This window comes from Azospirillum sp. TSO35-2 (genome assembly GCF_003116095.1).
Classification (GTDB): domain Bacteria; phylum Pseudomonadota; class Alphaproteobacteria; order Azospirillales; family Azospirillaceae; genus Azospirillum.
In genome coordinates, this window is sequence record NZ_LGRA01000018.1 from 861,640 (window position 1) to 875,588 (window position 13,949).

General features: G+C 70.9%; 11 protein-coding genes. 6 read left to right on the forward strand and 5 right to left on the reverse strand.

From position 1 onward, the window contains the following. Positions 1-112 precede the first annotated feature (112 nt). Positions 113-928: an outer membrane protein assembly factor BamD gene (locus tag TSO352_RS14845; RefSeq protein ID WP_109108066.1), complete on the forward strand. Its 816-nt coding sequence runs from the start codon at positions 113-115 to the stop codon at positions 926-928. A gap of 8 nt (positions 929-936) precedes the next feature. Then, entirely contained in the window at positions 937-2,613 is a 1,677-nt protein-coding gene (gene recN / locus TSO352_RS14850; RefSeq protein WP_109108067.1) for a DNA repair protein RecN, read from the forward strand. 3 nt (positions 2,614-2,616) lie between these two features. Here the strand turns inward: recN and TSO352_RS14855 are convergent, their stop codons facing one another. Both TSO352_RS14855 and TSO352_RS14860 read right to left on the reverse strand, forming a co-directional pair. Beyond that, positions 2,617-3,510: a LysR family transcriptional regulator gene (locus TSO352_RS14855; protein WP_109108068.1), complete on the reverse strand. Its 894-nt coding sequence runs from the start codon at positions 3,508-3,510 to the stop codon at positions 2,617-2,619. Positions 3,511-3,557: 47 nt separating this feature from the next. Further along, positions 3,558-4,157: an NUDIX domain-containing protein gene (locus tag TSO352_RS14860; RefSeq protein ID WP_109108069.1), complete on the reverse strand. Its 600-nt coding sequence runs from the start codon at positions 4,155-4,157 to the stop codon at positions 3,558-3,560. 384 nt (positions 4,158-4,541) lie between these two features. Here TSO352_RS14860 and TSO352_RS14865 point away from each other — a divergent pair, with 384 nt between their 5' ends. After that, the gene (locus tag TSO352_RS14865; protein WP_109108070.1) at positions 4,542-7,100 is read left to right on the forward strand and encodes an HWE histidine kinase domain-containing protein; all 2,559 of its coding nucleotides are present in this window, start codon (positions 4,542-4,544) and stop codon (positions 7,098-7,100) included. A 160-nt stretch (positions 7,101-7,260) separates the two neighbouring features. On the opposite strand, the gene TSO352_RS14870 is transcribed toward TSO352_RS14865, so the two are convergent. From TSO352_RS14870 to TSO352_RS14880, 3 genes are read right to left on the reverse strand one after another with little or no spacing between them, the layout of a single operon-like run. Then, positions 7,261-8,025, reverse strand: a complete 765-nt coding sequence (locus TSO352_RS14870; RefSeq protein WP_109108071.1) for an RNA methyltransferase — start codon at positions 8,023-8,025, stop codon at positions 7,261-7,263. A 51-nt stretch (positions 8,026-8,076) separates the two neighbouring features. Continuing rightward, positions 8,077-8,628, reverse strand: a complete 552-nt coding sequence (locus TSO352_RS14875) for a GNAT family N-acetyltransferase (protein WP_109108072.1) — start codon at positions 8,626-8,628, stop codon at positions 8,077-8,079. A 4-nt stretch (positions 8,629-8,632) separates the two neighbouring features. Next, positions 8,633-9,745, reverse strand: coding sequence for a murein transglycosylase A (locus TSO352_RS14880; protein ID WP_247872109.1), 1,113 nt, complete (start codon positions 9,743-9,745; stop codon positions 8,633-8,635). A gap of 446 nt (positions 9,746-10,191) precedes the next feature. Between TSO352_RS14880 and TSO352_RS14885 the strand changes: the two genes are divergently transcribed. The 3 genes from TSO352_RS14885 (at position 10,192) to TSO352_RS14895 (ending at position 13,911) form a co-directional block, all read left to right on the forward strand. Then, positions 10,192-11,592, forward strand: a complete 1,401-nt coding sequence (locus TSO352_RS14885) for an RsmB/NOP family class I SAM-dependent RNA methyltransferase (RefSeq protein ID WP_109108074.1) — start codon at positions 10,192-10,194, stop codon at positions 11,590-11,592. Between the two features lie 288 nt (positions 11,593-11,880). After that, positions 11,881-13,389: a leucyl aminopeptidase gene (locus TSO352_RS14890; RefSeq protein WP_109108075.1), complete on the forward strand. Its 1,509-nt coding sequence runs from the start codon at positions 11,881-11,883 to the stop codon at positions 13,387-13,389. Positions 13,390-13,461: 72 nt separating this feature from the next. Next, positions 13,462-13,911, forward strand: a complete 450-nt coding sequence (locus tag TSO352_RS14895) for a DNA polymerase III subunit chi (protein WP_109108076.1) — start codon at positions 13,462-13,464, stop codon at positions 13,909-13,911. Positions 13,912-13,949: the final 38 nt, after the last annotated feature.

The window sequence follows — 13,949 nt, forward strand, 5'->3', positions numbered from 1 at the left end:
GGACCAGGCGGGGGTGTTTCCCCGGGCTCTGCCGCCCACCCGCGTTACCGCTTGCGGCGCCCTCACCCCTGCGTGCTATACAGGGGCAACTTCGAAAGCGCTCAAGACGACGATGCTTCCACGCCCGTACCGCCTGCCGCTGACGGCCATCCTTCTGTCCGCCGCACTGTCCGCCTGCTCCTCCACCAAGGAGGACGCGTATGTCGAGCGTCCGGCCGATCAGCTTCTGTCGGAAGCCGACGCGGCGATGCGGGACGAATCCTATAAGAAGGCCGCCAAGCTCTACGACGAGGTCGAGCGGCAGCATCCTTATGCGGAATCGGCCAGCAAGGCGCAGCTCCTTGCCGCCTACGCCCATTACCAGGATCTGAAGTACGACGACGCCATCCTGGCGCTCGACCGCTTCATCCAGCTTCATCCGGGCAGCCCGGATGTCGACTACGCCTATTACCTGCGGGCCCTGTGCTATTACGAGCAGATCACCGACGTGCGCCGCGACCAGCGCATGACCCGGCAGGCGCTCGATGCCCTGTCGGACGTGGTGCGCCGCTTCCCCGATGGCCAGTATGCCCGCGACGCCAAGCTGAAGATCGACCTGACCAACGATCACCTTGCCGGCAAGGAGATGGAGGTCGGGCGCTTCTACCTGCGTCAGCATCAATACACCGCGGCGATCAACCGCTTCCGCGCCGTCGTTGAAAACTATCAGACCACGTCCCATGTGCCTGAGGCGCTGCACCGGCTGGTGGAGTGTTATCTGGCGCTGGGCGTGACCGACGAGGCGAAGGCCGCCGCGGCCGTGCTCGGCCACAACTTCCCCGGCAGCGAATGGTACACGGACAGCTACGCACTGCTGGTGGACGCCAATCTGCGTCCCGAGCGAAACGAGAAGTCGTGGCTCAATCGAGCCTGGAACTCCCTGTTCTAGGACGCTCCATGCTCGTGTCGCTGACGATCCGGGACGTTGTCCTGATCGAGCGGCTGAGCCTGTCCTTCCGCAAGGGCCTGTGCGCCCTGACCGGCGAGACCGGCGCGGGCAAGTCGATCCTGCTCGACGCGCTCGGGCTGGCGCTCGGCGCGCGCGCCGATTCGGGTCTGGTGCGCCACGGCGCCGACCAGGCGGCGGTCACCGCCGAGTTCGAGCTGTCGGGCGACCACCCCGCCTTCGCCATCCTGAAGGAGCAGGGGCTGGACGCCGATTCGGGTGACGGGGCGCTGGTGATCCGCCGCACCGTCAACGCCGACGGCCGCAGCCGCGCCTGGGTCAACGACCAGCCGGTCGGCGTCGGCCTGCTGAAGACGCTGGGCGCCGAGCTGGTCGAGGTGCATGGCCAGTTCGACACCCATGGCCTGCTGAACCCGCAGACCCACCGCAGCGTGCTGGATGCCTACGCCGGTCTCGCCGGCCAGGCGGCGCAGGTCGCCGCCGCGCATCGGGCGTGGCGGCAGGTCGAGGACGCCCGCCATTCCGCCGCCGCCGACATCGCCCGTGCCCGCTCGGAGGAGGAATACCTCCGCCACGCGGTGGCCGAGCTGGACGCGCTCTCTCCCAAGCCGGGCGAGGAAGCGGAGCTGGCCGAAAACCGCGCCGTGCTGATGCATCGGGAAAAGCTGGTCGACGGCATGAACGCCGCCTACGCCGAGCTGTCGGGCGACCGCGGTGTCGAGCGGGCGCTGTCCTCGGCGATCCGCACGCTGAGCCGCATCGCCGACAAGGCCGGCGGCACGCTGGACCCGGTCATCGCCGCGCTCGACCGCGCCGCGACCGAGGCGGGGGAGGCGATCGCCGCACTGCAGTCCGCCTCCAGCGGGGTCGACATGGACCCGCGCGCGCTGGAAAAGCTCGAGGAACGGCTGTTCGCCCTGCGCGCCGCCGCCCGCAAGCACGGCGTCGAGGTCGATGCGCTGGCCGCCCTGCGCGACGACATGGCCGGCCGCCTGCTGCTGATCGAGGACCAGGGCGACCTGCTGGCCAAGCTGGCCAAGGAGGCGGAGGCGGCCCGCGCCAGCTTCCACACCGCCGCCAAGACGCTGAGCGACGCCCGCCGGGAGGCCGCCGGCCGGCTCGACGTCGCGGTCGCTGCCGAACTGGCGCCGTTGAAGATGGAAAAGGCCAAGTTCCGCACGCTGGTCGAACCGCTCGACGAGTCGGAATGGAACGCGTCCGGCATCGACCGCGTCGCCTTCCAGGTCGCGACCAACCCCGGCTCGCCGCCGGGCGCCCTGAACAAGATCGCGTCGGGCGGCGAGCTGGCGCGCTTCATGCTGGCGCTGAAGGTGGTGCTGGCCCAGACCTCCACCGTCGGCACGCTGGTCTTCGACGAGGTCGACACCGGCATCGGCGGCGCCGTCGCCGCGGCGGTCGGCGAGCGGCTGGAAACGCTCGGCCACGGCTTGCAGGTGCTGGTCGTCACCCACAGCCCGCAGGTCGCGGCGCGGGGCACGGTGCATCTGAAGGTGCAGAAGTCGCAGAAGGGCGAGCAGGTCACCACCGGCGTCGCCGAGCTGGACGGCGACGAGCGGCGCGAGGAGATCGCCCGCATGCTGTCCGGTGCCACCGTCACCGCCGAGGCCCGCGCCGCGGCGGAAAGCCTGATCGCCGGGCGGGGCTGAGGCTCAGTTCCCCGCCAGCGCGTCGGCGTGGCGGCGGAACAGCCGCACCAGCGCCTCCACCACCGCGGCGACGGCCGGCGCGTCGCGCCGGTCGCGGTGGACCAGCAGATGGACATCCTCCGTCAGGGCGGCCGGCGGGTCGACGACGCGGACCAGCGTCGACTCGGCGTCGCCCAGCACGCAGGGCAGCAGCGTCGTGCCCAGCCCGCGGCGGACGGCGTCGAGCCGCATCGGCAGCTCGCTGAGCCGCGCCACGACGCGGGCGCCGCGCTCCCGTGCCATGTCGTCGACCCATCCCGACTGCGACGGCCGCCGTCGGGTCTCCGGCAGGCCGACCACCGGAGCACCGTCCCAGCGGCCGGACCAGTCGGCGCGCAGGTCCCGCACCGCGTAGAGCGTGAAGCCGAAGCGCGCCAGCCGCCGGGTGACCAGATCGCCTTCGGCCGGCACCCGGTCCATGCGCAACGCGATGTCGGCCTCCCGCTGCGCCAGGTTCAGGGCGTTGCGGGTGCTGAGGATGGTCAGGTCCGCTCCTGTGTCGGCGAGAAGGGTGGGCAGGTGAAGGGTGAGGAAGGCGGAGACCGAGGTGGTCGCCGTCACCCGCACCGGCTGCGCCGTCGTGGCCAAGCGGTCGGCCTGGCGGGCGAAGGCCGCGGCGGCGTCACCCATGGCGGCGGCGCTGTCCAGCACCGAGCGGCCGAGGGCGGTCAACTCCAGCCGGTTGGGCAGCCGGTCGAACAGCGGACCGCCCAGCCTGTCCTCCAGCCGCTTCAGCCGGCGGCCGAGGGTCGGCGGGCTCAGCCGCAGGCGTTGCGCTGCGCCGGTCAGGCTGCCGCAGCGCGCCGTGGCCAGGAAGGCGCGGATGTCCTCCCAGTCGAGATCCCCGTCGTCGATCATCCAGTCCCCGTCCGCATCGCCTGTTCCGGCCGGGCGGGCGGATGCCGTCACCGCGGCAGCAGGCCGTGAAGGGCAGCGTGCTGCAGCAGCATGATGGTCTTGCCGTCCAGGATCGCCCCGTCGTCGATCCTCGCAAGGGCATCGGCGAAGGTCAACTCGACCACCTCGATGTCCTCGCCCTCCTCGGCGACGCCGCCGCCGTCGCTGCGGTCGGTGGCCCGGTACTCGGCGATGAAGAAGGTCAGCCGCTCGGTCACCGAACCGGGGCTCATGAAGGCGTCGAACACCCGGCGCGGTGCCTGAACGGCAACGCCCAGCTCCTCCTCCGCCTCGGCGCGGATCGCGTCCTCCGGACTGCGGTCGTCGAGCAGGCCGGCGCAGACCTCCAGCAGCGGTTCCGGGTGGCCGTTGACGTGGGCCGGAAAGCGGAATTGCCGGGTCAGCAGGACGGTGCCGCGCGTCGGGTCATAGAGCAGCAGGGCCGCGCCGTTGCCGCGATCGTAGGTCTCGCGGCTCAAGGTCTGCCAGCGGCCGTCGCGACGGCGGTAGTCGAAGGTCGTCTTCTTCAGCACATACCAGTCGTCGGACAGCAGCGTGACCTCGCGGATGCGGATGCGGTCGTCTTGGATCGTGGGCGCGGTCGTCATGGCGGAACCCGGTGGTGGATGGGACGGCCGGCATCCTGTCCCGTCGCCGGCCGTCGCGCAGCCCGCCAGGGATGAACGGTGCCGCTGCGGATTCTTTGGGGTGAGGGCCCGGGGGCTTGGCGTCGGTGGTGGGATGGCGGCGTGAGGCTCGCCGCCCCTCCCGCAGGGATGACCGACAACAGAGCAAGTGATGCACCGGGTGCGGTAAATCTTATCCTATGTTAAGTCGCTATGCCGTAATTGGTGCATAGGAATAGCCATTTTGGAGCGTTGCGGCGCTCCATCCCTCTGCCTAGATTGTTGTCCTCATCCCTTGGCAGGGCGTGACAAGCGCCACTGGTCTAGCTTCCGCTTGAGGTCGCGTTTGTCCGAAGTCTCTGCTCGATGAGCGGCCCGGTTCCAGCGGGGTCTGCCGATCTCACCGATTGCGACCGTGAACCCATCCACCAGTTGGGGCTGATCCAGCCGACCGGCTTCCTGATCGCCGTCTCGGCCGACTGGATCATCCTGCACGTTTCCGCCAACATCGGCCGCTGGCTGGGGGTGGAACCCGACGCGCTGCTCGGCACGCCGCTGGCCCGGCTGATCGACGGCGAGGCGCTGCACACGATTCGCGGGCGGTTGCAGGTCGCCCACATCAACGGCGGGGTGGAGCGCGCCTTCGGTGTCCGGCTGTCCGGTCGCGCCCCGGTCTGCGACGTCGCCGTCCACCTCTCCGGCTCGACCATCGTCATCGAGGCGGAGCCGAGCGAGGGGGAGGGGCCGCCCGATTCCGGGTCGCTGCTGCGCTCGATGATCGCCCGCGTGCAGAGCGCCCCCGGCCTCGACGGTTTCTGCCGCGAGGCAGCGCGGCAGATGCGGGCGCTGACCGGCTTCGACCGGGTGATGGTCTATCGCTTCGCCCCCGACGGCTCGGGCGAGGTCATCGCGGAATCGGCGGTGCACGGCATCGGCAGCTTCCTCGGCCTGCGCTATCCCGCCTCCGACATTCCCCAGCAGGCCCGGCGCCTGTACGAGCGGAGCTGGCTGCGCTGCATTGGCGACGTCGACGCGGCGCCGGTGCCGCTGGTGCCGCCGCTCGATCCCACCGGCCGGCCGCTCGACCTGTCGCTCTGCCTGCTGCGCAGCGTGTCGGCGATCCATGTCGAGTATCTGCGCAACATGGGAGTCCACGCCTCGCTGTCGGTGTCGATCCTACGCCACGGCAAGCTGTGGGGGCTGTTCGCCTGCCACCACCGGCAGGCCCGCGCGCTGTCCTTCGAACGGCGGACCACCGCCGAGCTGTTCGGCCAGATGGTCTCGCTGCTGCTGGAGGGGCGGGAGCGCGAGCGCGACAGCCAGCACGAGGCGCAGGCCCGCCGCGCCCATGTCCGTATCATGTCGATGCTGGCGGGCAGCGAATCGCCGCTCGACAGCCTGACCGCCGTCGCCGCCGAACTGCGGACGCTGATCCAGTGCGACGGCTTCGCCTGCTGCATCGACGGGCAGATGCATCTGGAGGGCCGGACGCCGACGCGGGAGGAGACGCTGGGCGTCATGCGCTTCCTGCATCGGACGCCGCCCAGCCAGGTCTACGCCACCGACGAACTGGGCGCGGCGCACCCGCCGGCCCGCGGTTTCACCGAGCGCGCCTGCGGCCTGCTGGCGATCCCGGTGTCGCGCTCGCCGCGCGACTATCTGGTCTTCTTCCGCGGGGAGGTGGTGCACACCGTCACCTGGGCCGGCGACCCGCAGAAGTCCGCTCAGCCGGCGGAACCCGGCGCCGTCCCGCCGCGCCTCACCCCGCGCAAGAGCTTCGAGGCCTGGACCCAGACCGTCGTCGGCCGGTCGCAGCCCTGGACCGACATCGACCTGCGCGTCGCCGAATCGCTGCGGGTCACGCTGCTGGAGGTGGTGTTGCGCCTGGCCGACGTCGCCAGCCACAGCCGCAAGGCGGCGGGCGAGCGGCAGGAGCTGCTGATCGCCGAGCTGAACCACCGGGTCCGCAACATTCTCAGCCTCGTCCGCGCCCTGGTGCGCCAGAGCGAGAGCGGGGCGGAGACGGTGCAGCAGTTCGCCGGCATCGTCGCCGGCCGGATCGAGGCGCTGGCCCGCGCCCACGACCAGATCACCGCCGACAATTGGGGGCCGGCCTCGTTGCGCGCGCTGATCGCGGCGGAGATCGGCGCCTATTTGTCGGACAAGCGCGAGCGGGTGCGGCTGTCCGGGCCGGAGGTGCTGCTGGCGCCGCAGGCCTTCTCCGTCTTCGCGCTGGTGGTCCATGAGCTGACGACGAACTCGGCCAAGTACGGCGCGCTCAGCGACGGCGCCGGCTGGGTCGAGGCGCGCTGGTCGGTCGACGGCGGCGGCCGGCTGCATCTCGGCTGGCGGGAGAATGGCGGCCCGCCGGTGCAGGCGCCGAACCGCACCGGCTTCGGCACCACGGTGATCGAACGTTCGGTGCCGCACGATCTGCAGGGCGAGGCGGAGGTCACCTACGCCCCGTCCGGCGTGCAGGCCCGCTTCATGATCCCGGCCCGCTACGTCACCATCGCCTCGGCGCTGCCCGGCGGCGGGCCGGACCGGGGGGCGATGCCGGCGGACGACTTCTCCATCGACGGGGCGGTGCTGCTGCTGGAGGACAACATGATCATCGCGATGGCGACGGAGGACGTGCTGACCCAGTTCGGCGCCAGCCGCGTCAACACCGCCTCCGGTGTCCGCCACGCCCTGCGCCTGATCGACGAGGACCCGCCGGTGGTTGGCGTGCTGGACGTCAATCTGGGCAGCGAGACGTCGGTCGCGGTCGCCGACCGCCTGCGCGAACTGGGCATCCCCTTCGTCTTCGCCACCGGCTACGGCGAAGCCGCCGCGGTGCCGGAACGCTTCGCCGACGTGCCGGTGCTGAAGAAGCCCTACGGGTCGGATCAGGTGGTGCGGGTGCTGGCGTCGGTGATGGGGTAGGGGGCGAGGGGTGGGTGGGTGTCGGCTGGCGATGCCCCCTCCCTGACCCTCCCCCGCTGGGCGGGAGAGGGGACTGCCGCCGCCCTTTGCATAACCTCCGCAAAAATCCTGCCCCCTCTCCCTCGAAGAGGGGGAGGGATGGGGAGGGGGCACCCGAAGCCTACCGCCTCGCCGCCGCGAACCGCGCGTACAGCGCCACGCTGACCGCCACGGTGGCGTTCAGCGACTCCACCGCTCCGGTGGTCGGCACCGACAGCCGCGTCGCCGGGCAATCGGCCGGGACGCCCTGGCCTTCCTCGCCCAGGATCAGCCGCAGGTCGGCCGGCCAGTCGAAGCGGGTCAGATCGGCGCCGCCGCCATCCAGCGCAAAGAGCGGGCCGGCGGCGGCGTTCACCTCGGCCCAGCGCGGGCCGCGCAGCAGGGTCAGGGCGAACTGGGCGTTGGAGGCGGCGCGCAGGCATTTCGGGTGGAAGGGATGGGCCGCCCCCTCCAGCAGCACGACGCGCGACGCGCCGAAGGCGGCGGCGCTGCGCAGCAGGGCGCCCAGGTTGCTGGGATCACCCAGCGCGCACAGCAGCTCCAGCCCGTGGGGCGGCTGCGACAGGTCGATCCTCGGCATCGTCGGCACGGCGCCGACCAGCAGCGGGAAGCCGGTGCCCGACACGTCGAGCGTGCGGAACAGGGCGGGTGCCAACTGCACCGGCTCCACCCCCGGCGGCAGGGGCCAGCCGGCGACCTGGGCCGGGTCGGTGAACAGCAGCCGCTCGAACCGGTCGGGGTGGTGGCGCAGCGCCTCCGGCACCGTCTTCAGCCCGGCGAGCAGGAACTTGCCGTTCTTCTTCAGCCCGCGGCCGTCGAGCGCCGATTCCCACAGCTTGAACTGCGGGTTCTGCGGGCTTTCGATCAGCAGGGGCGGGCGGGACATGGCAGCAGGCTTCCAGGCGTTGCGACGATCCTGCCTAGCACAGCCGATCGTTCAAAGACAGCGCCCCAGGAACAGCAGCGGGCCGCGCTGGCAGGCGTTGGTGAAGCCGGCGCGCTGGTAGAAATCGACGTTGCGGGCAAAGACCGCGGTGACCAGATGCACGCCGGGCAGCCGGTCGGCGGCGCAGTCTTCGACGAAGCGGTCGATCAGCCGGCGGCCCAGCCCGTGGTCGCGCCAGCCCGGCCGGACGTTGATGTGGAAATGGGCGGGGTAGGCGGCGAAATGGTCGGCGAACACGTCGTATTTCGGGATGCGCCGGGCGAGATCGACGGCACCGGCGCTGTCCTTGCAGCCGGTGAGATAGCCGACGATCCGTCGGTCGTCATCCCCGGCCAGCGCCATCCAGACATCGTCCGGCGCTTGGGTGACGAACCAGCCGGTCCAGGTGTCGAGGAAGGCGGCGCGCTCGGCGTCGGACGCGAACTCCGTCCGGGTGGTGGAGGCGAAGAAGATCTCCTCCAGTGCCGCCAACGCCGCCCGGCGGTCGGGCAGGGCGGTCAGGCGTTCCAGCCGGATGGCCGGATGGATGGAGTCGCTCCCCATGCCGTCACTTCCGCAGCGCGGTCTCGACCGACGGGTTGCGCGGCGCCAGCATGGTGTAGTGGCCGCGCGCCTTCATGACGCCGGCCCCTTCCTCCGCCTGGGGGCCGTGGCCCCAGAACAGGTCGCCGCGCACCGGCCCCTTGATGGCGCCGCCGGTGTCCTGCGCCACCACCAGCCGGTTGATCGCGCCGCCCGGCACCGGCGCGTCGCGCACCTCCAGCCACAGCGGCACGCCGAGCGGGATGTGCTCGGCGTCGACGGCCAGGCTACGGCCGGGGGTCAGCTCCATGTTGCGGGCGCCACGGGCGCCGACCTCGGGCTTGACCTTGAAGAAGACGTAGGAAGGGTTGAGGTTCATCACCCGCTGGGCCTCGGCCGGATGCTCCTTCAGCCAGCGCCGGATCAGCTGCAGCGACATCTGCTCCGGCGTGGCGTCGCCGATGTCGATAATATGGCGGCCGATCGGGTAATAGCTGTGACCGTTCTGGCCGTCGTAATGGATGCCGACGACCGAGCCGTCGGCCATCACCGCCCGGCCCGACCCCTGGATCTCCAGGAAGAAGGCGTCGACCGGGTCGTCCACCCACATCAGTTCCAGCCCCTTGCCCTTCAGGGCGCCGGCCTCGATGCGGGCGCGGGTCGGCAGGCCGTTCTTGCCGCGCGGCGGCACGCGGTAGAGCGGCACGTTGTAGCGCTCGGTCGGCGTCCAGCTGCCGTGCACCTCGGTCTCATAATAGCCGGTGAACAGCCCGTTCTCGCCCCGGCTGACGTCGCGCGGGGTGAAGTGGGTCTCGAAGAAGCGGCGCGCCGCCTCGGAATCGCCGGCGGGCAGGTCACGGGCGGCGGCGCAGATGGCGCGCCAGTCGTCGGTGGTGCCGGCGGCCTTCAGCGCCCCCAGCGGCTTGCCCGGCGGCTGGTTCTTCACCCAGCCGCAGGTGCGCTGCACCGCCGGGACCGCCTGGGAATGGTCGTCGTCGATCCAGCCGGCCAACTGGCGGAAGTCGGGCGACACCTGGTCCCAGGTCGGGCGCTGGGCCAGCGGCCGCTGGCCGGTGACCGGCGGCGCGGTGCCGGCGCAGGCCGCCAGCGTCGCCAGCAGGCCGGCGACCAGGGCCAAGCGTCCCGCCCGTCCCGCCACCCGGCCCGCCGCATGGCCGACGCTCCGCGCACACATGTTCCCAGCCGCAGCCGCCATCGCGCACCCCGTTCCCAAGATCAGGCTTTCCGTTGGAGCCCTCACCGCCCGGTCCGCCGCCATCCTGTTCCAGGCGGCGGCGTGGTCACGACAAGGTCACATCCCTCGATCGTTTGTGCCGGGTGTTACCCCGAGTCGTCAATCCCCGTCGGCGCATTCGGGGTAGTCCCGCGCGCTGATGTCACGGGGCGGCGGGACGGCGGTCGAGGGTCGGGACGGCGTGCAGGGCGGCTCCGCGGCGGGCGAAGCGTGACAGCGGCGGGCAAACGCGGTATCGACGGTGTTGTGGAACGTGCCGAACCGTTTCCTGTTCGCCGCCATTGACTTCCCAAGTCGCCGCTATCGAATTCCCAAAGGGACCTGCCGCCATGACACCCGCCGCCCGCCTCCAGGCGGTCATCGATCTGCTGACCGAGATCGACGAGACCCCTCGCCCCGCCGACGCGGTGATGAGCGCCTATTTCCGCAACCGCCGCTACATCGGGTCGAAGGACCGCACCAACATCGCGCAGACCGCCTACGCGATCCTGCGGCGTCACGCGCGGCTCGGCTGGTGGATCGAACGGGCCGGCTACGAGCGTCCCACCCCGCGCGCCCGCATGCTCGCCTACATGCTGCTGGAGGAGCGCCGGAACGCCGGTGTCGTGCTGGAGATGTTCAGCGGCGGCAAGTTCGCCCCCGCCCGGCTGACCGACGACGAACTCGCCATGGTCACGGCGATGGACAGCCACACGCTGGAGCATCCGGAGATGCCGGAGACGGTGCGGGTGGAATGCCCGGACTGGGCCGAGCGGCCGATGCGCCTGTCGCTCGGCGACCGTTTCGCGGTGGAGATGGAAAAGCTGCTGGAGGCGGCCCCGCTCGACCTGCGCATCAACCCGCTGAAGGCCAACCAGCAGAGCGCCATCAAGGCGCTGGCCAAGGCGGAGATCACCGCCGAGGTGACGCGCTGGTCGCCGCTCGGCCTGCGGGTGAAGGGCCGGCCGCCGCTCGGCACCGTCGACGCCTTCAAGGACGGGCTGGTCGAAATCCAGGACGAGGGCTCGCAACTGGTGGCGCTGGCGGTGGCGCCGAAGCCGGGCCATCAGGTGGTGGATTTCTGCGCCGGCGCCGGCGGCAAGACGCTGGCGATCGCCGCGCTGATGAAGAACAAGGGTCGCGTCGTCGCCTGCGACGTGCTGGACAAGCGCCTGAAGCGCGCCGCCGAGCGCTTCCGCCGCGCCGGCCTGCACAACATCGAGGCCCACCCGCTGACCAGCGAGCGCGATCCGTGGGTGAAGCGTCACAAGCGCAAGTTCGACCGCGTGCTGGTCGACGCGCCGTGCTCCGGCACCGGGACCTGGCGCCGCAACCCCGACGCCCGCTGGCGCCAGCTCGGCCCCGGCCTTGACCAGTTGCTGCCGCTGCAGGCCAACATCCTGGACAGCGCCGCGCGTCTGGTGAAGCCGGGCGGGCGGCTGGTCTACGCCACCTGCTCCATGCTGCACGACGAGAACGAGGCCCAGATCGAGGCCTTCCTGCAGACCCACACCGACTTCATCGTCAAGCCGGTCGCCGAGGTCTGGGCGGAGGAAGAGGCCGGCGCCCCGCCGTCCGACGGCCCCTACCTGCGCCTGACCCCGGCCCGCCACGACACCGACGGCTTCTTCGCCGCCGTGCTGGAACGCCGCGCCGAAGAGAGCGTGTCGGCGGTCGGCAGCGAGGTCGAGGTCGACGCGGAGCAGGACGAGGTCGACGCGGTGGAACTGAGCAAGGCGATCGACGCCTGAGTGTGGGATGGGGAGGCGTCGGCTGACGATGCCCCCACCCCGACCCTCCCCCGCTGGGCGGGGGAGGGAGAAAGCGCTTGTACGGGATGGCGGCGGCAGTCCCCTCTCCCTCGAAGAGGGGGAGGGTTAGGGAGGGGGCATCCGGCAGCCGACACCTTCCCACGCCCCACACCCCCAACTTCGACAGCCGGGGTGGCGCGCTCCCGATCGGTGGAGTAGGCTTCCCGCGCTGAATTCGTTCCGGGCGCATCCGCCCGATCCCTCCCGTGGACTCCCCAAGAGGACCCGATGAAGTTCTCCTTCGCCAAGCCGTCCCTGCCCAGCTCGGGCGTTCTCGCCGTGACCGTTGCCGCCGACCGCAGCCTCGGCCCGATCGGGCGCGAGCTTGATCAGAAGACCGGCGGGTCGCTGGCCCGCGCCATGGCCGCCGCCCGCTTCAACGGCAAGAAGGACGAGACGCTGACCCTGCTCGCCCCGGCCGGGACCGATCTGGACCGCATCCTGCTGGTCGGCGTCGGCAAGGCGGAGGACGTCACCGACCTGATCCTCCAGGCGGCCGGCGGCGCCGTCGCCGTGACGCTCGACAAGGCCACCGAGGAGGCCGCGCTGCTGGTCGAACTGCCGGAGGGCGCCAAGCTCGCCGGGGCCGCCGCCGCGGTGGAGATCGCCTTTGGTGCGCAGCTCCGCGCCTACAAGTTCGACAAGTACCGCACCAACGACAAAAAGGCCGACAAGAAGGAGCCGAAGCCCAGCCTGCGCAAGCTGACGCTGCTGGTCGAGGACGACGGCGCCGCCAAGGCCGCCTTCAAGAAGCTCGACACGCTGGCCGACGCGATCCGCTTCACCCGCGACCTGGTGTCGGAGCCGGCGAACGTCATCTACCCGGAAACCCTGGCCGAGAAGACCCGGGAGCTGGAGCAGTTCGGCGTCGAGGTCGAGATCCTCGACCAGAAGAAGCTGCGCAAGATCGGCATGGGCGCGCTGCTGGGCGTGGCGCAGGGCAGCGCCTGCGAGCCGCGCGTCGTCGTGATGCGCTGGAACGGCAACCCGGACGCCGACGACAAGCGGCCGGTCGCCTTCATCGGCAAGGGCGTGACCTTCGACAGCGGCGGCATCTCGATCAAGGGTGCGGCCGGCATGGAGGACATGAAGTGGGACATGGGCGGCTCCGCCACCGTGATCGGCACCATGTACGCGCTGGCCGCCCGCAAGGCGAAGGTCAACGCCGTCGGCGTCGTCGGTCTGGTGGAGAACATGCCGTCGGGCACCGCGCAGCGGCCGGGCGACATCGTCACCTCGCTGTCGGGCCAGACCATCGAGGTCATCAACACCGACGCCGAAGGGCGCCTGGTGCTGGCCGACTGCCTGTGGTACGCGCAGGACGTCTACAAGCCCAAGCTGATGATCGACCTCGCCACCCTGACCGGCGCCATCATCACCGCGCTGGGGCATGAGCACGCCGGCCTGTTCTGCAACGACGACGACCTCGCCATGAACCTGACGGCCGCCGGCCTGAAGGTCGGGCAGCCGGTGTGGCGCCTGCCGCTCGGCGACGCCTACGACAAGGAGATCGAGACCCCGGCCGCCGACATGAAGAATGTCGGGTCGGGCGGCGGTGCCGGCAGCATCGTCGGCGCGCAGTTCCTGAAGCGCTTCGTCAACGACCTGCCCTGGGCCCACATCGACATCGCCGGCGTGGCGTGGTCGAAGAAGGACGCCGCCACGGTGCCGAAGGGCGCCACCGCCTTCGGCGTGCGCCTGCTCGACCGCTTCGTGGCCGAATACCACGAGGGCTGAGGCAAAACCGGCGATAATCCCCCTCTCCCCCCTGGGGGGAGGGGAACCCGGGAATTTTGCGATGCGACGGCCATGACCGAAGTCCGCTTCTATCACCTGCAACGCCGCACGATGGAACAGGCGCTGCCCAAGATCCTGGAGAAGGTTCTGGAGCGGAACTGGCGGGCGGTCGTGCTGGCCGGGTCGCCGGAGCGGGTGGACGCGCTGAACCAGCATCTGTGGACCTACGACCCCGGCTCCTTCCTGCCGCACGGGGCGGCGCGCGACGGGTTCGCCGAGCGCCAGCCGGTCTGGCTGACCGACAGCGACGAGAACCCCAACGGCGCCACCGTGCTGGTGACGGTGGACGGCTGCGTCAGCGACCGGATGGAGGGCTTCGATCTGGTCTGCGACCTGTTCGACGGCAACGACGACGAGGCGGTGATGGCCGCCCGCCAGCGCTGGAAGACCTGCAAGGCCGCCGGCCACGCGCTGACCTACTGGCAGCAGAACGAGCGTGGCGGCTGGGAGAAGCGGGCCTGACCGTGCCGCACGCATTTCGTTTGCATTCGCGCCGGCCA